Annotated in this window: 16 protein-coding genes, 1 tRNA gene and 1 pseudogene; 7 read left to right on the forward strand and 11 right to left on the reverse strand. The window is 37.6% G+C overall.

The window, feature by feature from the left end; translation table 11 throughout:
* Positions 1-135: 135 nt before the first annotated feature.
* The 3 genes from rpsA to aroA all read right to left on the reverse strand — a co-directional run bounded on the left by rpsA (position 136) and on the right by aroA (position 3,941).
* A complete protein-coding gene (gene rpsA / locus ACFINA_RS00305; RefSeq protein WP_026500132.1) occupies positions 136-1,836 on the reverse strand; it encodes a 30S ribosomal protein S1 in 1,701 nt (566 codons plus the stop codon).
* A 132-nt stretch (positions 1,837-1,968) separates the two neighbouring features.
* Complete coding sequence (gene cmk, locus ACFINA_RS00310) at positions 1,969-2,616, reverse strand: (d)CMP kinase (RefSeq protein WP_375606160.1); 648 nt, start codon at positions 2,614-2,616, stop codon at positions 1,969-1,971.
* A complete protein-coding gene (gene aroA, locus ACFINA_RS00315; protein ID WP_375606159.1) occupies positions 2,613-3,941 on the reverse strand; it encodes a 3-phosphoshikimate 1-carboxyvinyltransferase in 1,329 nt (442 codons plus the stop codon). The genes cmk and aroA overlap by 4 nt, the downstream gene beginning before the upstream one ends.
* Before the next feature lie 187 nt (positions 3,942-4,128).
* Between aroA and ACFINA_RS00320 the strand changes: the two genes are divergently transcribed.
* Together ACFINA_RS00320 and ACFINA_RS00325 are read left to right on the forward strand one after the other, a co-directional pair.
* Positions 4,129-4,512 (forward strand): TIGR02300 family protein, encoded by a 384-nt coding sequence (locus ACFINA_RS00320; protein WP_375606158.1) that lies wholly within the window; start codon positions 4,129-4,131, stop codon positions 4,510-4,512.
* A 117-nt stretch (positions 4,513-4,629) separates the two neighbouring features.
* Positions 4,630-4,705, forward strand: a tRNA-Ala gene (locus ACFINA_RS00325).
* Positions 4,706-6,367: 1,662 nt separating this feature from the next.
* Here ACFINA_RS00325 and ACFINA_RS00330 read toward each other — a convergent pair.
* Positions 6,368-6,955, reverse strand: a complete 588-nt coding sequence (locus ACFINA_RS00330) for a hypothetical protein (protein WP_375606157.1) — start codon at positions 6,953-6,955, stop codon at positions 6,368-6,370.
* Positions 6,956-7,067: 112 nt separating this feature from the next.
* Complete coding sequence (locus tag ACFINA_RS00335) at positions 7,068-8,249, reverse strand: DNA recombination protein RmuC (protein ID WP_375606156.1); 1,182 nt, start codon at positions 8,247-8,249, stop codon at positions 7,068-7,070.
* 90 nt (positions 8,250-8,339) lie between these two features.
* Between ACFINA_RS00335 and def the strand changes: the two genes are divergently transcribed.
* The 3 genes from def to truA are packed head-to-tail and all read left to right on the forward strand — an operon-like array spanning position 8,340 to position 10,550.
* Entirely contained in the window at positions 8,340-8,876 is a 537-nt protein-coding gene (def, locus tag ACFINA_RS00340; RefSeq protein ID WP_375606155.1) for a peptide deformylase, read from the forward strand.
* Complete coding sequence (gene fmt, locus ACFINA_RS00345; protein WP_375606154.1) at positions 8,876-9,805, forward strand: methionyl-tRNA formyltransferase; 930 nt, start codon at positions 8,876-8,878, stop codon at positions 9,803-9,805. Before def ends, fmt begins: the two co-directional genes overlap by 1 nt.
* 1 nt (position 9,806) lies before the next feature.
* Positions 9,807-10,550 carry a tRNA pseudouridine(38-40) synthase TruA gene (truA, locus tag ACFINA_RS00350; RefSeq protein ID WP_375606153.1) on the forward strand — a complete coding sequence of 248 codons (744 nt, stop codon included), beginning with the start codon at positions 9,807-9,809 and terminating at the stop codon, positions 10,548-10,550.
* A 32-nt stretch (positions 10,551-10,582) separates the two neighbouring features.
* Here the strand turns inward: truA and ACFINA_RS00355 are convergent, their stop codons facing one another.
* A complete protein-coding gene (locus ACFINA_RS00355; protein ID WP_375606152.1) occupies positions 10,583-11,446 on the reverse strand; it encodes an LOG family protein in 864 nt (287 codons plus the stop codon).
* Between the two features lie 106 nt (positions 11,447-11,552).
* On the opposite strand from ACFINA_RS00355, the gene dapD reads away from it, so the two are divergent.
* The gene (gene dapD, locus ACFINA_RS00360) at positions 11,553-12,401 is read left to right on the forward strand and encodes a 2,3,4,5-tetrahydropyridine-2,6-dicarboxylate N-succinyltransferase (protein ID WP_375606151.1); all 849 of its coding nucleotides are present in this window, start codon (positions 11,553-11,555) and stop codon (positions 12,399-12,401) included.
* 576 nt (positions 12,402-12,977) lie between these two features.
* Here the strand turns inward: dapD and lepA are convergent.
* Positions 12,978-14,783, reverse strand: coding sequence for a translation elongation factor 4 (lepA, locus tag ACFINA_RS00365; RefSeq protein ID WP_375609053.1), 1,806 nt, complete (start codon positions 14,781-14,783; stop codon positions 12,978-12,980).
* Between the two features lie 447 nt (positions 14,784-15,230).
* Between lepA and ACFINA_RS00370 the strand changes: the two are divergent.
* Positions 15,231-15,374, forward strand: a pseudogene (locus ACFINA_RS00370) (integrase); the annotation flags it as partial.
* Positions 15,375-16,388: 1,014 nt separating this feature from the next.
* Here ACFINA_RS00370 and ACFINA_RS00375 read toward each other — a convergent pair.
* The 4 genes from ACFINA_RS00375 to dnaK form a co-directional block, all read right to left on the reverse strand.
* Positions 16,389-17,303: a DMT family transporter gene (locus ACFINA_RS00375; protein ID WP_375606150.1), complete on the reverse strand. Its 915-nt coding sequence runs from the start codon at positions 17,301-17,303 to the stop codon at positions 16,389-16,391.
* 32 nt (positions 17,304-17,335) lie between these two features.
* Positions 17,336-18,241: an acetylglutamate kinase gene (gene argB / locus ACFINA_RS00380; RefSeq protein ID WP_375606149.1), complete on the reverse strand. Its 906-nt coding sequence runs from the start codon at positions 18,239-18,241 to the stop codon at positions 17,336-17,338.
* A gap of 1,888 nt (positions 18,242-20,129) precedes the next feature.
* Positions 20,130-21,272: a molecular chaperone DnaJ gene (dnaJ, locus tag ACFINA_RS00385; protein WP_375606148.1), complete on the reverse strand. Its 1,143-nt coding sequence runs from the start codon at positions 21,270-21,272 to the stop codon at positions 20,130-20,132.
* Positions 21,273-21,430: 158 nt separating this feature from the next.
* Complete coding sequence (gene dnaK / locus ACFINA_RS00390) at positions 21,431-23,323, reverse strand: molecular chaperone DnaK (protein ID WP_375610012.1); 1,893 nt, start codon at positions 23,321-23,323, stop codon at positions 21,431-21,433.
* Between the last annotated feature and the right edge of the window lie 737 nt (positions 23,324-24,060).

Here is a 24,060-nt window from a genome sequence, read left to right on the forward strand (position 1 = left end):
TTTGTTTTTATTTGCAAGCATTTGCAATTTTTGACGCAATAATTAAAAAATAAGTAGACAATTTCTTTAGAAAATAAAAAGGTCACTCTTAAAATGAGTGACCTTAATAACAACATCAACTTTAATGATTGATGATTAATCTTGTTCTTGTTTTTTCAAAGCTGCACCCAGAATATCACCAAGAGAAGCACCTGAATCTGTAGAACCATATTGTGCAACAGCTTCTTTTTCCTCTGCAATTTCTAAAGCTTTGATTGATACTGAAATTTTACGTGTTTTTTTATCAAATGCTGTGATGCGAGCATCAACCTTTTGCCCAATTGCGAAACGCTCAGGACGTTGCTCATCACGATCACGCGCAAGATCAGCACGCCGAATAGTTGTCTCAAGGTTGTGGTCAATCAATTTCACACCAATGTCATTGTCGTTAACAGCAATCACTTCGCATGTTACAACTGCACCTTTTCGCAATTCGCCAGAAGCAGCTGCTTCTCCAACTTTATCGCTGGAAAGCTGCTTAATTCCAAGAGAAATGCGCTCTTTTTCAATGTCAACATCAAGAACCACAGCTTTAACGATATCGCCTTTATTGTAAGTATCAATGACTTGTTCACCAGGACGGTTCCAATCAAGATCAGACAGATGAACCATACCGTCAACATCGCCTTCAAGCCCAATAAAGAGACCAAATTCTGTTTTATTTTTAACCTCTCCTTCAATTTGCGAATTGACAGGAAATTTATTGGCAAAAGCTTCCCATGGATTTTCAAATGTTTGTTTTAAGCCAAGAGAAATACGCCGTTTAGAAGGATCAATCTCAAGAACAACCACTTCTACTTCTTGTGATGTAGACAGAATTTTTCCAGGATGAACATTTTTCTTTGTCCAGCTCATTTCAGAAACATGGATCAGCCCTTCGATTCCTGGTTCAATTTCAACAAAACCACCGTAATCAGTAATGTTGGTAACAGCACCCGTAATTTTTTTACCAATCGGATACCGGACACTGATGCTTTCCCAAGGATCACTTTCAAGCTGTTTCATTCCAAGAGAAATACGGTGCGTATCTTGATTAATGCGAATAATCTGCACTTTAATCGTTTGGCCAATTGTGAGCACTTCAGATGGGTGATTAACACGCCGCCATGCCATATCTGTAACGTGCAAGAGACCATCAATCCCACCAAGATCAACAAAGGCACCATAATCTGTAATATTTTTCACCACACCTTCAACGATTTGGTTTTCTTCAAGATTTTGTACGATTTCTGAACGTTGCTCAGCGCGACTTTCTTCTAAAACAGTGCGGCGTGAGACCACAATATTGCCACGACGACGATCCATCTTCAAAATTTCAAAGGACTGTGAATTATGCATGAGAGGTGAAACATCACGAATGGGACGAATATCAACTTGGCTGCGAGGTAAGAAAGCAACGGCACCATCAAGATCGACTGTAAAACCACCTTTTACTTGGCTAAAGATCACTCCATCAACGCGCGCACCAGCATTGAATTTTTCCTCCAAACGGACCCAACTTTCTTCGCGCCGTGCTTTTTCACGCGATAAAACAGCTTCACCCATCGCATTTTCAATGCGTTCAATGTAAACCTCAACTTCATCGCCAACTTGCAAAGAACCATCTTTTGCTTTAGCTCCAAATTCTTTGAGAGGAATACGTCCTTCGACTTTAAGACCAGCATCAATAATGGCCATGTCTTTTTCGATTGCAATAACACGACCTTTAACAACAGATCCTTCATTAAGATCATTAGTTTGAAAAGATTCTGTTAAAAGGGCTTCAAAATCCGCTGTTGTGGGATTGTATTGTGACATAAGAACTCCTAATATATACCTTGTATTATAAGGTATGAGCGCTAGGTTAGTGTTAACATAAGCAACTTCTTGCCTTTTTCCTTAAATACAGGAAAAAAAGTTAGCGCTAGGCCGGAAGTCACCTTGACGAATTTATCCAATTATATGCATTTTTATGATTGGATCAATAAAACTACATGCAATTTCAAATGTTGCTTCTATACTCAATTCTGACGTATCAAGCAAGTGGGCGTTTTTTGCTGGTTTTAGTGGGCTTTGTTTGCGCGTTATATCGCGACTGTCGCGCTGTTCAAGTTGAGCTAGGATTTCATGATAATTTGCTTGAACACCTTTTTTTAAAATCTCTTGGTAGCGGCGTTTGGCGCGTGTTTGAACATTGGCTAGAATATAAAACTTGATATCGGCATCAGGACAAACAATCGTTCCGATATCACGCCCATCAAGCACACAGCCGGGCAAAACTTTAGCAAAGTTGCGTTGTTTTTCGACAAGAATTTTGCGTACAGCAGGGTTAATTGCTATTTTTGAAGCCGCTTCACCAAGTTCATGAGAAGAAAGAAGAGAAGGATTTAAGGTATTAAAATCAAGTTCTTTAGCATAAATAATAGCATTACTTTCATCATGAAGAGATAAATTTTGTTGTAAAAGCGCATAAGCAACACCACGATAAGTGAGACCAGTATCGAGATGATGAAGATGATAATGTGCAGCAATTTTACGTGCTAAGGTTCCTTTGCCTGAGGCTGCAGGTCCATCAATAGCAATAACAAAAGGCTTCAAGCGATTCTCCCCCCAAGTTTTTTTATAAAAGGAATAAATTCTGGAAAGCTCGTAGCGATCATTCGTTTATCATCAATGGTAACAGGTTTTTCTGACACAAGCCCAAAAATGAGAAAACACATAGCAATTCGATGATCAAGATGTGTGGCAACATACCCACCCCCCAAACCTTTGGCAGAACCTTTTCCATAAACAACAAGAAAATCTTGACCTTCTTCACAGTCTACGCCATTAATTTTTAATCCTTGAGCAACAGCAGACAATCGATCTGATTCTTTTACACGCAATTCTTCAATGCCTAGCATAACTGTTTTGCCTTCTGCAAAGGCTGCTGCTACTGCCAAAGCAGGATATTCATCTATCATCGATGGAGCACGTTCTTTGGGCACCGTAACGCCTCTAAGGACCGATGATTTTATCCGTAGATCAGCAACATCCTCTCCACCTGTTTGACGTCGGTTCAAAAATTCAATTTGAGCACCCATTTCCCACAATGTTTCGATAAGTCCTATTCGAGAGTTATTTATCAAAACATTTTCAATGGTGATATCAGAGTCTTCTACAAGAAGGGCTGCGATAATTGGAAAAGCAGCAGAAGAAGGATCACCCGGAATATGAATCGTTTGTCCAGTAAGATGGGGTTGACCATTAAGATGAATCAAACGCGCACCTTCGTTATCTTTTTCTATTTCAAGTTGCGCACCGAATGCTTTTAACATTTTTTCCGTATGATCTCGTGTCAGAACTGGTTCAATAACAGTTGTAGTGCCGGCGGTGTTGAGTCCAGCAAGCAGGATTGCTGATTTAATTTGGGAGGAAGCTATTGGAACACGGTAACGTATCGGATTAGCCATTTTCGGACCATAAAGCGTTAAAGGAAGGTGATCGTCGCGCGTTGCCTCAATTTCAACCCCCATGAGACGCAGTGGATCAAGGATACGTCCCATTGGACGTTTAGAGAGAGAAGAATCACCAATAAAGGTTGTTTTCATATGATACGGACCAACCATTCCCATAACCAAACGAGCACCTGTTCCAGCGTTTCCAAAGTCTAAAGGTTTTTGTGCAGCTAAAAGGCAACCATTCCCTGTTCCTCGTATGATCCAGAAGTCTTCTTTTTTAATAATACAGGCACCCATAGCTTGCATAGCAGCAGCTGTATTGAGTACATCAGCGCTTTCAAGTAATCCATGAATATATGTCTCACCACTTGCTAATCCTCCCAATATAAGAGAGCGATGAGAGATTGATTTATCTCCTGGTATTTGAATTTTTCCAGAGAGACTACTCGATTTATAGGTGGTTATAGGGATTGCTTTTTGCATGGAAATTCTATTTAATTCTATCTAACTTTTATGAAATTGTGCATCCTTTAGCACATGCTTTAAAAGACGTCATGAAAAAATCACTGTGGAACAGTGTATTTATCTTTGACAAAGGTATTATTTTTCGATTAAGCACCATAAAATTTATCTTTTAATGGAATAATAGTTAATCAAAGAGGCACGGCTTATGGCAAAACAAGAACTCGGAACTAAACGTGTTGATCCAGAAACAGGAAAAAAATTTTACGATCTAAATCGCGATCCTATTGTGTCGCCCTATACAGGAATTTCTTATCCGCGTTCTTACTTTGAAGTTGCAGCAGCTGAAGCAAATAATGAAGAAGAAGTTGATACTGAAGAGCTTGATACAGCACTTGAAAAATCTGCTTTTATGCTTCTTGAAGATGATGATGTGGATTCTAAAGATGACGATCTTCCTGATTTAGAAGATAGTGATGTAGATCTTGGTGATGATGATGATGATACATTTTTGTCTCATGATGGTGACGATGAAGATGATGACGTTACTGATATTCTCGGAGGCGGTGTTTCTAATGATGATGATGCTTAAAAGAAGTAAAAGAGGACATCTTTTCCATTAAATGTAAATTCTTCTTGATCTTCAAGTTTGATCGTTCTAGAAAAGCTGGAATTGTATACTGTCCTTTTGGGACAATTTGTTTTTATAGGGGCTATAGCTCAGCTGGGAGAGCGCTTGCATGGCATGCAAGAGGTCAGCGGTTCGATCCCGCTTAGCTCCACCAAAAGGGCTAACTGTTCTATCAAGGGAATTAATTATAATAAAAGATGTGTGCATCAATTTAAAAGGTTTATGTGCTCTGTAACCATTGATCCAGTAGCGCGTTCCTTGCTTTAATGCTATCATTATGCGTTTCTAATCATTTGTTGGATTGTAAAGTTTTACTTTACATAACAATGGAAAGAGATCATTTTTTATGCTTTATATAGAAATAAAAAAGGGGCTATTTAACTGACACCTTATATTTTCAAAGGACAAAATTTGAATCCTTCTTCACCACAAAATCATAATCTGTTAATTATCGATATCCTTTTAAAAGGTAAGAAGTTCCTAAACAAAGATTTGGGAATAGAAGACTAAGATATATTTTCCAATTATTGCGAAGCAGGACTTTTGTTGAATATTTTTAGTCTTATCAGATGTCCTAGCAATTTAAAAAATTATCCCCTTGAGTAGCATTCACCAACTCAATACTGAAGCATGTTAAATCTTAAATAACGTATTGTTATCATTATAAGTTATTTATATTATTAAGTGATAACTCTAAACAAAATAAACTTCTCTCACCATAAGCCATAACGCATTGAATCAATTGGATTCCTTCCTTACACATCACAAACGATGTTTGAGATGTAGGAGTAAAGCAGTACCATCATTATACTTTTCAATCCCTAATGTTGCAAAAATTCTTATATTTGAGAATGTATGTTCATAAAAAACATTTTTAGTCTTTTCTTTCACAGTTCTTATCCACATGCCCATTGTGCTTGTTATGTGCAAGCCAATGGTTTTATTGATTCAACCTCAAGAGATCTGAAACGATAAAACCCTACGCCATTCGAGATTCTTACTTTAATATAAATAACGATATATTATCTTTATAAATCAATATGCTTAAACCATTTAAGAAAAAGAATTAAAATGCTTCTCATAAATATTCTCAAATGCAAAAGCTATCACAGCATTGGAGGCTGACTTGTTACTTCATAGGCGCTACAAATCTTTCTCTGAATACTCCCTACCCTGAGTATTCATTGTGTGTAAAGTTGCATATACCTTATCATCCTATAAACGGGAGTGTTTTTACAATACAATAAGATAACTTCTTTCAATTAAGATGGACTGGATGGACGAGTATGTTTTATTTCATACAATACTAAATACACTTAGTTCTTTTGAAGACTGTATTGCCCTCTTTATACAAAATAACGTTTTTTCGTTTAATGCATTTCTCGTTTTTTTATATCGAATATTTTACCCTTTTTATAATGCCCGAATTGCATTTGTTTTAATTGCTATTTTATACGCTTAGTAAAGAAAATATTCATGTAATAATCAGCCAGTAATACGCATAATGAAAATAAAAATGATATTATATTTTAAAATTTTCATAATCTCTGGTACTTAGCCCAATGCGAAATGCCAGCGCTAAATAGAAGATAATTTCCATTGTAAATTTTTTAAACAAAGGAGGTAAAAATGTCGAGAGTATCTTCAAACACATTGTGTATTGCAAAAGCTTTCTGTCGCTTGAGTTTATTCTAAAGAAACAATTTATTTCATTGAACGATCGGAAAAACGACACTATTTTATCATATCATAAGGGTTTTTTCTTTCGAATAATTTCACCACATCAATTCTCTGATTGAGATTTTCAAAATCCTCCCTAACGCCACCCACATCTCTTTAATTGCTGTTCATAGAGCTTCGATATTCTCGCCATGCGCTGTGCTGCCTGTGAAAGTGCAACAGTGACATGCCCGCCACTACGCGCATAAGCACCATGTCCCATATGATAATTTAAATAAAGGCTATATGCATCATCAAACCTCACGCCATTGCGTTGAACACTTTGGCGATGATACCAAGCAACAAAATCAGCAGCATCTGCGAAATTCGTACGCCATGCAAAAGACTTTCCTGTAGAGCGAAGATACATTGCCCATGTACTGTCAAGCGCTTGAGCATAACCATAAGCTGTCGACCGACGTTTCCATGGGATAAAACCAAGTAGTTTTTTGCGTGGAGGACGTGCATTATGTCGAAAACTTGATTCCATATTAATGGTTGCAAGAATAATAGGCATAGGAATCCCATAGCGCATTTCTGCTTTTTGAGACGCCTTTCCCCAATTATCAAAAAAACCATTTTTTTGTGCTAAAATAGCGCAAGCATTGTTTGTGTGAGTGGGAGTGGTTGTTGCACAGCCCCCTAGCAGAAACACCAATGCCCCTAAAAACAAAAGGTGTCGCATATTCTCTATTCCTCTCGTTTAAGAAATAAAACAAGATAGAGATACTAAAAAATGATTACCAATCAATAAAGAGCGTGATCTAACTTGTGATATTTAAGAAAATTGTTTTGCGTTATTCCTCATCAACTAAACGCAATGTTTGTGACTGAGCGGATGTTGTCATTTTTGTTGGCTCAGAGTAATTTTCTTTTAATTCGAAAGTTTCAATGCGATTTGCCCGTTTCATAATTTTGGAAGATGATATTAAAATTCCCTCTATATCTTCACCTGCTTTGTAAAAGTGCTTCTGTAGGGCGCGAACACGCATATCCATTCGTCCAAAATCTTCCATCAGTTTTGCCACTTCCGATTGAATTAAATGCGCTTGTTCACGCATCCGCGCATCTTTCATAATGGTTTGTACAACCTGGACAGAGAGCATCAACAAAGATGGTGAAACAATAATCACATGGGCTCTATTGGCTTTTTGTACCAATGCCTCAAAGTCCTCATAAATTGTTGCAAAAATTGATTCCGATGGCACAAAAAGGAAAGCAGTGTCATGGGTTTCTCCAGGAATTAAATATTTCTGCGCAATATCACGGATATGGACTTCCATATCGGTACGAAATTGGCGTTCTGCCTCTTGACGCTCTTGCGTTGATGCGGCTTTACGCATAGCATTCCAAGCCTCTAGAGGGAATTTAGCATCAACAACAAGAGAAGGTGCTTTATTGGGCATATGAATAAGACAATCTGGGCGCTTTCCGTTGGAAAGAGCAGCCTGAAAAGCATAGGCATTTGCTGGTAAGGCATCAGCAATAATTGCTTCCATCCGCCCCTGACCAAAGGTACCACGTGTCTGCTTATTGCTTAAAATGGATTGTAACTGAACAACTTGTCCCGTAAGCGATTGAATATTATTTTGTGCCGCATCAATCACTGCTAAACGTTCTTGCAAACGATTCAAATTTTCATAAGTGGATTTAGTTTGTACCTGAAGTGTTTGACCTAAGCTTGTTGTCATTCCATTGAGTTGCTCACTGAGCGATTTATTCAATTCAGCTTGCCGTTGACCAAAAATTTCCGCCATCGTTTGCATTCGCCCTTGCATTTCAGCTTGTGTTTTTAGCAAGGTAGCCATCTGCATTTGTGCCTCACGCGCACGTTCAGCAGTTTCTTGTTCCAAAAATGTTCTTTTTCGATGAGAATGTATCAGCATAAAAAATGCCAAACAGACAAGTGTAAATAAAAGTAAAACGATTAATTTAGAAAAAAACTCACCAGTGAGTATAGAAAAAAACGAATCAAACATAAAAGGTAATATAACGCTCTTATGGTAAAAAAATGCAAGAATCCGTTATTCAATATTGACCAATAACAAACCTTTGATTAATCTCTTCTTATGCCAATAAGATCTTTAGTTATTTTACCTGATCCGATTTTACGGGAAGAGTCCAAACCCGTTGAGCAGGTCGATTCAGCTCTCCAAAAGCTCGCAGATGATATGTTGGAGACCATGTATCATTCTAAAGGTGTTGGTCTTGCTGCTATTCAAATTGGTATACCACTACGTATGTTGGTTATGGATGTCTCTGGAAATTCTGAAGATGAGCAGAAAAAACCGCTTGTTATTATCAACCCTGAGATTTTATGGCTTTCAGATGAGCGCAATATTTATAAAGAAGGTTGTCTTTCTATTCCTGACTATTTTGCGGAAGTTGAACGCCCTAAACGTCTGCGTGTTCGCTATCAGGACCGTGAAGGAAAACAGACAGAAATTGAAGCAGATGATCTCTTGGCGACTTGCTTACAGCATGAAATTGATCATTTAAATGGGCGTCTTTTTATTGATTACATTTCAAAGATCAAACGCGATATGGTGATACGAAAATTTAAAAAACGCGCAAAAGAAAAAAACACACAGGAAGCAGTTTTGTAATGGCATTACGGTTAAGTTTTATGGGAACACCAGATTTTTCTGTTCCCATTTTACATGCTTTATTGAATGCTGGTCATGATGTTGTCGCTGTTTATAGTCAACCCCCTCGTCCAGCAGGACGTCGGGGGCTTAAATTAATCCCCTCAGCTGTTCACACGGTAGCAAAAGAAAAATCTATTCCTATCTTTACGCCTCAAACACTTAAAACAGCCGAACAACAAGAAAAATTTGCAGCACTTTCTGTTGATGCTGCTATTGTCGTGGCTTATGGACTCCTGTTACCCAAAGCTATTCTCGAAGCACCGCGTTTTGGTTGTTTTAATGCCCACGCTTCACTCTTACCACGTTGGCGTGGTGCTGCACCTATTCAACGAGCAATTATGGCCGGTGATAAGGAAACAGGTATCATGATCATGAAAATGGATGAAGGACTTGATACAGGACCTATTGCTCTTTCTCGTTCTCTCCCTATTACTGATAGCGCCACCAGCGCTGAGCTTTCAAATAAACTTTCAAATATAGCCGCAGAACTTATGATAGAAGCTCTATCAACTCTTGAAAAAGGACAACTTAAACTGACCCCACAATCAGAGGAAGGCATCACCTATGCAGCCAAAATTAGGAAAGAAGAAACCCGCATTGATTGGACAAAACCTGCAGAGTTTATTCATAGGCATATTCGCGCGCTCTCTCCCTCTCCTAGTTGCTGGTGCAATATGAATATCGGTGGACGAGAAGAACGCGTAAAAATTATTGAAAGTCGCTTAACAACAGGAGCTTCTTTTGAAATTGGGAGGATAGAACCAAATTCTTTGATTATTCATTGTGGACAAGGACGGATAGAAATAACCTCTCTCCAAAGATCTGGCGGTAAAATTCTTGATAGCGCAACATTCTTGCGAGGCGCTCATATTTCTGCTGTTTTTTAATATGCCACGTTTTAAACTCACTCTTGAATACGATGGTTCAAATTATGCTGGTTGGCAGCGTCAAGTGGAGCTTCACACGATACAAGGAACTCTTGAACAGGTACTCTTTTCCTTCAGTGGACAACAATTGACCATAACAACAGCAGGACGAACGGATGCAGGGGTGCATGCCACGGGACAAGTTGCCCATGTTGATTTTGAAAAAAACTGGCCCCCCCATACTGTGCGTGACGCACTCAATGCTCTTTTACGTAAACAGGGAGAAGCGATTTCAATCCTAAACGTACAAAATGTCCCTGATGATTTTGATGCACGATTTTCCGCTGTAAAGCGCCATTATCTTTTTAAAATTCTCAATCGCCGCTCTCCACCAGCTCTAAATGCCAAACGCGTATGGTGGATACCAAAACCTCTTAATGCTGAAGCTATGCATGAAGCTGCGCAAAAGCTTGTTGGACAACATGATTTTACAACTTTCCGTTCAGCACATTGCCAAGCCAAAAGCCCTATTCGTACCCTTGAACGCCTTGATGTTCAAAGAGAAGGAGAGGAAATCTTCCTTTATGCACAAGCTCGTTCTTTTCTTCATCATCAAATCCGTTCATTCGCAGGAAGCCTCATGGAAGTGGGTATTGGACGTTGGACAACACAAGATCTTGAAGCAGCTCTTCACGCTAAAGATCGCAAACGCTGTGGTGTTGTTGCCCCCCCCTCAGGACTTTATTTAACCAAAGTAGAATATTAATGATCCTTCAAGCGTTAACGCCTCAAAAACTGTTAAGGCAGCATATAAAAAGAACGAATTTCTTCAAACGCTTCTGCTGCTGTATTGACAAATTTCACAAAATTAACATCACTGGGAGAGATCGTACCTTGTGCAGATAGATACTCAAAGTTGATAGCATTGCTCCAAAATTCTTTGCCAAACAATAAAATTGGTACCTGTTTCATACGCCCCGTCTGTACTAAAGTTAACGTCTCAAACAGTTCATCCAGAGTCCCAAATCCTCCAGGAAAAATGGCTAATGCTTTCGCTCGTAATAAAAAATGCATTTTTCGCATCCCTAAATAGTGAAAATTAAAACACAAATGCGGCGAAACATATGAATTAGGCTCTTGCTCATGCGGTAAAATAATATTCAAGCCAATTGTTGGAGCCCCAACATCACAAGCACCACGATTTCCCGCCTCCATGATCCCTGGTCCGCCCCCCGTAACAACCACAAATTCACGATATTCTGTCGTAGCAGAATAAAGTGAGCACAAACGCGCAAACTCTCTTGCTTCATCGTAATAATGTGACATAGCACGCAAATTTTTCTTTTGTGTTTCATTTTTTGCTGCCCACGCAGCTTGCCTAGGTTCAGGAATGCGCGCACCACCAAACAAAACAACTGTCGATTGAATATTATATTCTTTAAGAGTTATTTCCGGCTTTAAAAATTCAAGACCAATACGTTGTGAGCGCAGCTCTGGACGCATCATAAACTCTTGATCGATATAGGCTAAACGATAAGTAGACGAACGCACCTGTGCTGAATTAGAGACTTTATGTATTTGTTGTAGAGCATCCTTCGTATGGAGAAGTGGTGTCCAGTTTTCTTGCTCTGCTTTTCTTTTTTCTTTACAGCCTTTTTTCATGCACCTGTCCTACTTCCTCATCGTTTTATTGACTGAAAACATTTCTTCGCGTAAGTCATAGAGAATAAATCTTGAAGCTTTCAACTTGTTTAACGGAACTATGTTCATGATCAATCTCACACAACTTGAAATCATTATCGAAAAAGCATTTGATGATCGTGATTCTATTGATACTACCACAAAAGGTGAAATTCGTGAGAGTGTCGAACACGCATTGAATCTTCTCGATAAAGGTGCAATTCGCGTCGCAGAACGGCAAAAAAACGGACAATGGCATGTTCATCAATGGTTGAAAAAAGCTGTTTTGCTCTCTTTTCGGCTTAACCCTATGCAAATTATTGCCGGTGGTGTAAATGGAACACATTGGTGGGATAAAGTTCCTTCAAAATTCTCTGGTTGGCAAGAGGCAGATTTTAAAAGCGCTAATTTCCGTTCTGTTCCTGGAGCCATTGTACGCCATTCTGCCTATATTGCACCTCATGTTGTATTGATGCCATCCTTTGTCAATCTCGGCGCCTTTATCGATGAAGGAACAATGGTTGATACATGGACCACCGTTGGTTCTTGTGCACAAATTGGTAAACATGTTCATCTTTCTGGCGGTGTTGGTATTGGAGGTGTTTTGGAACCCCTGCAAGCAAATCCAACAATCATTGAAGATCACTGCTTTATCGGTGCACGCTCTGAAATTGTTGAAGGCTGTATTATTCGTGAAGGCGCTGTTTTAGGAATGGGAGTCTTTATTGGAAAATCAACAAAGATTATTGATCGTACAACAGGTGAAATTTTTATTGGTGAAGTACCAGCCTATTCAGTGGTTGTACCGGGTTCTCTCCCCGGAAAACCTTTACCAAATGGTGAAGCAGGCCCAAACCTTTATTGTGCTGTTATTGTAAAACGCGTTGATCAAAAAACACGAGAAAAAACATCCATTAATGATCTTTTACGTTCTTAGACACAAGATTAATGCATAATAATATTTTCTCGTTTTTTAACTTGAATAATAACCTCGAATACAAGGATTCTCTCATTTCAAATCCTTTCATAGTGAATCAATCACTATCATTTCCTTGCTCGTCACAAATGCTGTTGGTGTGTGGGTAAGAAACACTTCAAGAAAAGAGTGAAATACCTTTAATGAATTCTCTCTATCGCCAAGAGCTATCATAATATTTTGAGCTGAAAAAGAGTATGATGGGTGCGCTTTGCACCTTTCTGACGCATAAAGATGTGGCGCCAAATGGGTTTCATGTAATTTACAATGAATTTCACATTATATTTTGTTGCAGCCCCCGTTGTGAAATGAAGTTTGATGTATTGAGAGATGTTTCTTTGAAACAAGTGCACAAACGTGCAACACAACAAATGTATTTTGTTTAAAGCATTCTGTTTTACATGAGAAAGTGACACCATTCGCAATACACAAAAACATGAAGCACAGTGCGATTCTATTTAAAAGTGTTCTTTAAGCACCTGAACCAATCGACAAAAGCAAAAGCGCAACCAATGAGAGAAAATATTCCTTTTTCCATTATTTATTCATTTTGAGCGCTTGGATAAATGCCGATTGTGGAATTTCTACTTTTCCAAATTGGCGCATCCGCTTTTTGCCTTCTTTTTGCTTTTCCAAAAGTTTGCGCTTACGCGTAACATCACCCCCGTAACATTTCGCTGTTACATCTTTACGCAAAGCACGAATTGTTTCGCGCGCTATAATTTTACCACCAATAGCCGCTTGAACTGGAATCTGAAACATATGCTGGGGAATAAGATCTTTCAGTTTTTCACACATGGAACGCCCGCGCTTTTCTGCAATCGTGCGGTGCACAAGCATAGACAATGCATCTATAGACTCTCCATTTACCAAAATAGACATTTTAACTAAATCCCCTTCTGCATAATCTGTCATTTGATAATCAAAAGAAGCATAACCCTTTGAGACTGATTTTAGCCGATCATAAAAATCAAAAACAACTTCATTCAGTGGTAAATCATACGTTACCATAGCACGGGTTCCAACATAGGACAAACCAACCTGTACCCCGCGCCGCTCTTGGCATAGCTCTAAAATTGACCCAAGATAATTATCAGGAGTCATGATTGTCGCCCGAATCCATGGTTCTTCTATGGAAGAAATTTTAACCACATCCGGCATATCTGCTGGATTGTGCAACTCTTTAACAGAACCATCATTCATATTCATGCGATAAACAACCGAAGGTGCTGTCGCAATTAAATCCAAATTAAACTCACGCTCTAACCGCTCTTGAATAATTTCAAGATGCAGAAGTCCCAAAAAGCCACAGCGAAAACCAAAACCCAAAGCCGCGGATGTTTCCATTTCAAAAGAAAAACTCGCATCATTTAAGCGTAATTTGCCCATGGCTGCACGCAAATCATCAAAATCGGCAGCATCTATTGGAAAAAGTCCACAAAAGACAACCGGTTGCGCCGGCTTAAAACCAGGCAAAGCATTTTCACAAGGACGACGCTCTTCAGTAATCGTATCCCCAACCCGTGTATCTGCTACCTCTTTGATAGAAGCAGTGATAAAACCAATCTCACCTGGTCCTAATTCATCAACCTGTACCATTTTAGGTGTAAAAACCCCAACGCGCTCAACTGGATATTTTGCTCCTGTACCCATCATACGAATGGTTTGGCCTTTTTTTAAAATACCATCTATCACCCGTACCAAAACAATGACACCAAGATATGCATCATACCAGCTATCAACCAACATTGCTTTCAAGGGATTTGCAACATCGCCTATACGTGGAGGTGGTAATTGTGCAACAATTGCCTCCAAAACATCAGGAACACCCAAACCTGTTTTTGCTGATATTTCTACTGCTTGAGATGTATCAATGCCTATCACATCTTCAATTTGTTCTTTAACACGCTCAGGTTCTGCTGCTGGAAGATCAACTTTATTGAGAACAACAACTAACTCATGGGAATTATCAATGGCTTGATAAACATTTGCTAACGTCTGTGCCTCTACGCCTTGGCTTGCATCCACCACCAACAAAGAACCTTCACAAGCTGCCAATGAACGCGAAACCTCATAAGCAAAATCCACATGACCAGGTGTATCCATAAGATTTAAAATATAGGTTTCACCATTCTTTGCCTTATAGTGTAAACGTACCGTTTGTGCTTTAATAGTAATTCCACGTTCACGCTCAATATCCATGGAATCGAGTACTTGTTCTTTCATCTCACGTGTTTCAAGCCCACCTGTTATTTGAATCAAACGATCAGCTAAAGTGGATTTGCCGTGATCAATATGCGCCACGATGGAAAAATTACGAATATAATTACGATCTATTGTCATATAAGCCGATTTAGCAAAGAATAATACAAAACGCAAAGACCAATTATGCTCCGGCTTCTATCAAAGAATATAAACCTAACAAGCTTCTCAAAACACAACTTTTCATAGCCTAAAAAATGAGGCTTTTGTTTGCTAAATTAAATACAAAAGGTTCTAAAATGACCTTTTCACATCTTGTTTGATAACTCATATGCTGGCATTATATAATAAGATATTGATTTATAAATATAATTTAACATTATTTATATTGAATTAGAACCTTGAGTACCGTAAGATTCTCTCATTTCAAATCTGTATATCTTGAATTAATTAAAATCACTTGCTTGCACATTACAAGCGGCATAAGTGTGTGGATAAAATTTATATAAGAAAGAACTAAAAATGGCTCTTATGAACCCGTTTTAATGCAAAAGCTGTCGGCAACACCCACGAACTGGCAAATAGTGTGATTGTGCCGACTTACTTTTTCATAAGCGTAAAGATGTAGGTGCTCAATGGATTTACCGTTATACTATTCATAGGCACCGTCGTGAAATGGGATTGAGAGCGTTAAGAGATGTTTCTTTAAAACAAGCCCGTGAATATACAACGCAATGATGGATGCGTATATCACTAAGACTTTCAATAAAATGCACAAGAAATGCTTTTTTATTTGTACGCAATAATCTGTTTTTTTCAGCAATCTTATAAAATAAAATAGATATTGAGAGAGATAATTTTTTTCTCAATGTTTAAAACTTTAGAAATTGGCTTTATTGAGTAAAGTTTTTATGCCCTTTTATACAACGCCTTTCTTCTTTTATTAAAGATAAAAAACATCAAATCTCTTCTATTAATTTGTTAGTGCTTTGATTTATAATGACTATTTATTGCTTTGCAATTTAAATGAAACCCCTGACCATCGCGAGCCTTTTTCATCTTAAGCTTGCTTATAGTAAATTAGTCAAATTTTTTACACATTACAAACAGAACTGGACAAACAGGACTGGTGTATGGATAAAGCCGTTTAAGGAATGATTAAAATACCTCTTAATAAACTCTTTCAAGTACCAAAACTTGTCGTAATGGTAATTAATAAAGAAAATAATGCTATTAACTTTAATTTTTTATTTTAAGTAAAAATGGTGATATTTCATGGCCTTTATACATTTCACATGGACCATCAATGGGTACAATATCCATTGAGAAAATATGTCTTTTAAAAAAGTGCGTTAATGTACACCATTATGGGGGTTGCTTTGAGCGTTTCTATTTTGCATGGGAGTTAAAGAATAAAAGGAATAACGTGCGACAGTGCATAGTTTTCATTATTCAAAAATATTACCGTAGATGTTTTTGAAAGTTGTTAAAGCCGAATTTAAAAATGATCGTAAAGATGCGTATTAATTTTCACTTTTACAACTTAATGCTTAGCTCAATGAAGTTTGTTTTTCCTTTTCAGAGGTTAGAAAACAGATAGAAGCATACTCTTGCTCCAATTTGGCATGCAAAAGCTGGAATAATTTATAGAATTCTTAATCATCTTAATATTAAAAAAAACTTTAAAAATGAAAACTCTACAAGCAAAAATCTCGTGCAATAAAATCATAATAAAAAAATGTATAGCTAATCAATTTTTTTAATTGCTTTATTTTTTTTACGCCATTGTGAAGGTTGTAATTCAGCCACAATGATCCCAATAAGAATAAGCAAACCGCCCAATAAAGCTAAGGGAGATAAACGTTCTCCAGCCAAACGCCCAACAATACCAGCCCATACCGGTTCACCTGCGTAAATGAGTGTCGCACGCGTAGGGGAAATAGACTTTTGTGCCCAATTCATAGCTAATTGAATGATGGCACTCATTAATGCCAATCCTATACCAATATTAAACCACACCCACGAAAATTCAGGAATGCTTTCACCCATCAAAGGCATACAAGCAAATGAAAAAAAACCACTAAAAAATAACTGAATAATGGTTACACGCCGACTATCAACCTTGTTCGCAAAAATTCCGATGAGTATGACTTCTCCAGCAATCGCTAATGCACCTAACAAAGTCAAAATTTCACCTTTTGAAAAATCAAAACTTCCAGGCTTTTGTCCTGAAATGAATACAAGCCCAATAAAAGCGAAAACAATACCAATCCAACAGGCTAAACGGGGAGGTTTTTTAAACACAATCCATTGCAAGATTGGAACCATCGGTACATAAAGCGCTGTGATAAAAGCCGACTGACTACTAATAATCGTTTGAAGTCCAGCTGCTTGAAAAGCATACCCCAAAAACATGGCTAAACCAATCGCCATCCCAGCAAAAACTTCATAAACAGTTATCCTTTTTATAGAGCGCCAAAAAATTGCCCCACATATAAGAGATGCAACAATAAAACGAAATCCAACAAAAAATAGAGGACCGCTATAGCGTACCGCAATGTGAATGACTAAAAATGTAATGCCCCACAATATTGTCGCAGCAAATAGTGCCAATTCTGGTTTACTTAATAAAGGATATTTAAACTGTTTTATACTTTTCATGAAAAGCCTTCTCCTTCAATTTTCCGCACAATTTATGAAACAATAAGCGTTCCAATTCCCTGTTCGGTAAACAGTTCTAGTAAAACAGGATGAGGGGTTTTACCGTTTAAAATGACAACACCTTCCACACCATTTTGAAGGGCTTTTATACAAGTCTCTACTTTTGGGATCATGCCTCCTGAAATTGTTCCATTTTTGATAAGTTTCTCAGCTTCAGAAACTGTCAATTCTTTTAAAAGTTTACCCTGTTTATCCAAAACACCAGGAACATCAGTGAGAAATAAAAGGCGTTTAGCCTCTAATGCACCAGCAATAGCTCCAGCAAAAATATCAGCATTAATATTGTAAGTTTTACCATCGCGTCCTGGAGCCACAGGAGCAAGAACTGGTATCATTTCAGAACATGCTAAGAGATCTAGCAATGTGCGATCAACTTCAATAGGCTCACCAACAAACCCCAAATCTAAAACACGTTCAATATGAGAATCAGGATCAATGACAGTTTTATAAGCCTTTTCGGCAAAAACCATATTGCCATCCTTGCCGCATAATCCTATTGCCCATTCACCCTCAGCGTTGATGAGAGCAACAATTTCTTTGTTTATGGATCCCGCTAAAACCATTTCAACAACTTCAACAATCCGTTCATCGGTTACCCGTAAACCGTTTTCAAATCGTGATTCAATCCCCATTTTCATTAAAATTTTAGCAATTTGAGGTCCACCACCATGAACAACAATAGGATTAATCCCTGATTGCTTTAATAGAGCAATATCACGCGCAAATGCTCGTCCCAAAGCGGGATCACCCATAGCATGGCCGCCATATTTTACCACGACCGTTTCATTTTCATATTTTTGCATATAAGGTAAAGCAGACGATAAAAATGCTGCTTGTTTTTCCAAAACATCTACATCATCGTTTTTAGCATCATCCATCAATAGAGCCTCCTCATCACTTTTTACCATCTCTTAATGAAACTTAGGAAAAGTGAAAACAATAAAACCAAGCTTTACTCTATCCATCCCCCTGAAAATCGTCAATTTTCTTTTAATTTACGAAGATGAAACACAAAAAATATCCTTTAAAAATTGACCGTAAAAAATTAAACAAAATAGGTGTCAAAAAACGTCATTACTTTATGATCTTATGTATAAAATTGAAAAGCAAAATTTTGAAAATTTTTTAAGCGACGCCCTATATTCAATTCATTAATTTATACCTATGGATACTTAACAATGAATAGAAATATATACAACCATTGATTTTATAAGATAAAAGCAAAATTTTCTTATCATAATAAAATTAACCTATCGCCAAGATAAGAAACCACTCAACCGCTTTAGTAACCTATCTCAATTTTTCTTTAATGAAATTGTCAAACGAAGTTCGACCGGAGACTATAACTTTGGTTTTAAAAATTTGACTTTTTTCAATCGTTAAACATGAGAAAATGTCAATTAAATATCCCTTTATGAAGAATTATAATACGTTGATTTATAATAATAATTTTATATATTTATAGCGTAAAACCCTAAATGAGAAGTCTGAATATAAGAATATTTTGTCATTTTAACTCTCACATTTCAAATCAATAAAAACCGTTGGCTTGTACGTTACAAATGAACTTGGTATATAAATACTATAGAAGGCTTAAAATACCTCTTATTAATGCTCTCAATAGCAAGAGATGCAGCAATGTTTGAAACGAGGAATGATAGTGTTAACTTACGCATACATGAGCGTAAAAAGAGTGGTGTACAATGAAGTTTTATACCCTTTCAAGCACCATCGCATGCAATAGGGGTACATCCATTAGGAAATGTTTCTTCAAAATAAGCGTATAGATTTGTAACACAATGATCTTCTGTATGGGCGTAAGAGATTTACCTCTATTAAAGATCGCGAAAACAAAAGCGTGAGGGACTATGTATTCCATTATTTAAATACTACTTTGAATATTTCTGAAAGGCGCAAAGCTAAGTGAAAAAGAGGTGGCAAAGCTTGAATTTTCTACTTTTATGCTTTTATATTCTCCTCAACTTTAGCTATATCCTCGTTGCAAAAATTACTTAAACAGATATATACAATACTCTTGTTTCACTCCGACATAAAAAAAGTTGCAACAGTAAAGAACATACTGAACTGCCTTAATATTTATCCATTTATCTCAAACATAGTGCTCTATGAGATCTGAATTGATTTACAGATAACAGCAAAAGTAAGCGCTTTATTAAAATACAAAACCAAATCCACAATCTAAAAAGACATGATTACTGCTAAAAGCTGAGATAAGGCATGTAAAAGTTATTTTGAATAAGAATAACCCTTATTTTAAGGAAAGCAGTGGTTTAAGGCTATGAAAATGCCAGAAATAAAATCGGTTATGAGAAGTTGATACTTTATTTGAAAAAGATGAATTGCCTAACAGCTTATTGAGCGTTGCTTTGTAAGCTCTTGTCTATTTTACAGTTTTATTATAGAGCCTTTAAAAAGAAATTTTGAGTGAAAAAATAAATACAAAAAATACTGAATGCATAAAGACAGCCATCATGACACTGGCAATATTTATTATCAATCACTCAATTGCGTTCTTATATGGATAAGCCCTTTTTAAAATGTCATAGACATTCAAAAATAAGACTTATCCATAAAACTCATGAAATATAAAAACTATCAGCAGCAGGAGTTTATCCTAAATTAGCTGTCTCTCTCTTTTCTTTTTAAAGAAAAAAATGCTGTTCAAAGATAATGAGACAATAGAACACTTAATGAAAATAACTTTCCCACAGTTCTCTCTAATTATTCTGAGAACATTCACATATTTTAACCAGAAATATTTTCAAAAAATTCTTTCATCCGTGAAAAAAAACCATGTGATTGCGGTGAATTTTCATGATTTGAGAGCTTTTCAAATTTTTGCAACAATTCACGTTGTTCTTGCGTTAATTTCTGCGGTGTCTCAATTGTGATATGGATGTAAAGATCACCCCTTGCTTGCTGACGGCGCAACATGGGCATACCTTTGCCTCTAAGGCGGAATTGACGTCCATTTTGTGTTCCTTCTGGGATCTTAACACGTGCTTTAACACCATCAAGGTCGGAAACTTCAAACTCTCCTCCTAAAGCAGCTGTTACCATTGAAATAGGAACGCGACAGTGAAGATCTGCTCCTTCTCGCTGAAAAAACTCATGCGGTTTAATGGAAAGAAAAATATAAAGATCACCATTGGGGCCACCACGAATACCAGCATCACCCTCACCAGAAAGGCGAATACGCGTTCCATCTTCAATACCAGCTGGAACATTTACGCTCAATGAACGTTTTTTCTCTATACGCCGTGTCCCCTGACATTTGGGGCACGGATCGGTAATAGTTTCACCCCGTCCATGACATGTAGGACATGTCCGCTCAATAGAAAAGAAACCTTGCGCAGCACGCACACGTCCAGATCCATGGCATGTTCCACAAACTTGTGGCTTAGAGCCCTTTCTCGCTCCTGATCCTTCACAAACATCACACGTAACGGAACTGGGAATATTAATTTCTGCAGTTTTTCCTGAAAATGCCTCTTCTAAAGTCACTTCCATATTATAACTCAAATCTGCACCACGTTCGCGACTATCACCACGCTTACGGTGGGTCCCTCCCATAATCTCACCAAAAAAGTCTTCGAAAATATCCGCAAATCCACCACCAGCAGCAAAACCACTAAAGGGATTTGCTCCCCCTTGACCACCACTATTTTCAAAGGCCGCATGGCCAAATCGATCATAAGCAGCACGCTTCTGGGGATCTTTAAGAACTTCATAGGCTTCGCCAATTTCTTTGAATTTTCGCTCTGCCTCTTTATCCCCCGCGTTGCGATCAGGATGATATTGCATTGCCAACTTACGAAAAGCAGATTTCAACTTTTTATCATCACATTCGCGAGTCACGCCAAGAATTTCATAATAGTCAACCTTCATCATGTATTCCTGATAATTTTTCTGTCATCCAACTTTATGGATAATATTGCTTTTAATTTATATTTTTAGCAACAAAGTTGCAACTTATCTCAAATAATAAAGCCCAGCCTTATATTTCAAAGGCCGGGTTTATAAATTAATCAACACATACGCTGACACTATTTCTTCTTATCATTAACTTCTTCAAAATCAGCATCGACAACATCATCATTCTTTGTTTCTGTTTCAGTGTCCGCGCTCGCTGCTTGTGAAGCTTCATACATAGCCTGTCCAAGTTTCATACTGACTTCTGCTAATTTTTGCATCTTTGTTGCTATCTCTTCCGTATCACTGCCTTCAAGCGCAGATTTCAAATCAGAGATTGCTGTTTCAATCTGTCCCTTTTCTTCAGCTGATACTTTATCGCCATATTCATTGAGCGACTTTTCAGTTGAATGAATAAGAGCCTCCGCTTGATTTCTAGCTTCAACACCTTCACGGCGTTTTTTATCCTCAGCCGCGTGCTCTTCTGCATCCTTTACCATTTTTTCAATATCAGCATCACTTAAACCACCTGATGCCTGAATACGAATTTGATGCTCTTTCCCTGTTCCCTTATCCTTGGCCGAAACATTAACAATACCATTCGCATCGATATCAAAAGTAACTTCAATTTGAGGTATACCACGTGGTGCTGGAGGAATACCAACAAGATCAAATTGAGCCAATAACTTATTATCACTTGCCATTTCCCGTTCACCTTGGAAAACACGAATCGTTACAGCACTCTGGTTATCATCAGCTGTCGAAAAAACTTGCGATTTTTTCGTCGGGATAGTGGTATTGCGCTCAATAAGGCGTGTGAAAACCCCACCCAAGGTTTCAATACCCAAAGATAAAGGTGTTACATCTAGCAACAACACATCTTTGACATCGCCTTGCAATACACCTCCTTGGATGGCAGCGCCCATTGCAACCACTTCATCAGGGTTAACGCCTTTGTGTGGATCCTTACCAAAGAAGTTCTGCACAACTTGCTGAATCTTAGGCATACGTGTCATACCACCCACTAAAACAACTTCGTCAATCTCACCAGCCTTTAATCCAGCATCTTTCAACGCAGCTTTACAAGGTTCGATGGTACGCTGGACTAAATCGTCAACGAGAGATTCAAATTTTGCCCGAGTCAATTTCATTGTTAAGTGCTTGGGACCTGATTGATCTGCCGTGATAAATGGTAAATTAACTTCTGTTTGCTGTGACGAAGAAAGCTCAATCTTTGCTTTTTCTGCTGCTTCTTTTAAGCGCTGTAAAGCCAGTTTATCATTTTTCAGATCAATTCCTTGCTCTTTTTTGAATTCATCGGCAAAATAACCGACCAAGCGCATGTCAAAGTCTTCACCCCCTAAAAATGTATCCCCATTGGTTGACTTAACCTCAAAAACGCCATCTCCAATTTCAAGGACTGAAATATCAAATGTACCACCACCAAGGTCGTAAACAGCAATTGTTTTTCCGTCCTTTTTGTCCAAACCATAAGCTAAAGCAGCAGCAGTTGGCTCATTAATAATCCGTAAAACTTCAAGTCCAGCAATTTTACCTGCATCTTTCGTGGCTTGACGTTGCGCATCATTAAAATAAGCAGGAACCGTAATAACGGCTTGTTCAACTTTTTCACCAAGATAAGATTCTGCTGTTTCCTTCATCTTTTGCAAAATCATAGCTGAAATTTGTGACGGAGAATATTTCTTTCCCGCCTCTTCAACCCATGCATCACCATTGTCACCTTTAACAATTTTATAAGGAACAAGCGCTTTATCTTTTTCAACCATAGGGTCATCAAAACGGCGCCCTATCAAACGTTTAACTGCAAAAACTGTCCCTTCAGGATTTGTCACCGCCTGCCGTTTAGCAGGTTGCCCAACAAGCCGCTCCCCCCCATCAGTAAAGGCAACAACGGAAGGTGTTGTTCGCGCTCCTTCTGAGTTTTCAATAACTTTTGCATTTTTGCCATCCATAACAGCCACACAAGAGTTCGTTGTCCCCAAATCAATACCAATTACTTTTGCCATATTATAATCTCCATTCAGCAAGCTACCTCAACCTTCATAAAGCATCTTTTTAAGATAGCTCCTCATAACACCTAAAGCCCGTATATTGCTTCAAGCAACATAAATAATAATAAACTGCAAGTCGCAACAAGCCTTGCTGCCTCGTATATAAGAACAGGCTTTTATTGCTACAAGAGAATAATGAGAGAAACATCTCCAAAATAAAAAATTTATTTTAAAATAGGCACTCTAATGACCCATAAATACCATATTTATGAGAGACTTGAGAGCATAATATATTTTTCTTGCAATTCTCAAAAAATATATCTTTCTATAAAAATTAAAAAATAAAAGAATGATTGCACTCTCGCTCTTGATCTTCTCATCATTGATAAAATCGTACTCACGTAAAAGCTTTTTAAAAGGCGAATAATTTATATCACAAATATTATAGATTTTTCTTGGACTAAAATAGTCATCATATCTAATGCTCATATCAGTAAAGGTATTATCTATCAATCTCCTTTCAAAAATTCTCCCTCTAACGGTCTCATTGTTTGCGGCTATTTGAAATCTGTGCTTTAAATTCACCTAAAGCGTTTTTTCTTAACTGTATAATTTTGAACTTTGAAAATATATAAAAATACCTCTGTATAAACGCTTTAAAATGCCAAAAGCTGTCATAATATTAAAAATTGGTAAAGTGGTTAATGATTGTTCTGTATTATATCTTCATTAAGTAAAATAGTAGTGCATCA

It is taken from the genome of Bartonella sp. AC10YNML, from assembly GCF_042196825.1.
GTDB lineage: Bacteria > Pseudomonadota > Alphaproteobacteria > Rhizobiales > Rhizobiaceae > Bartonella.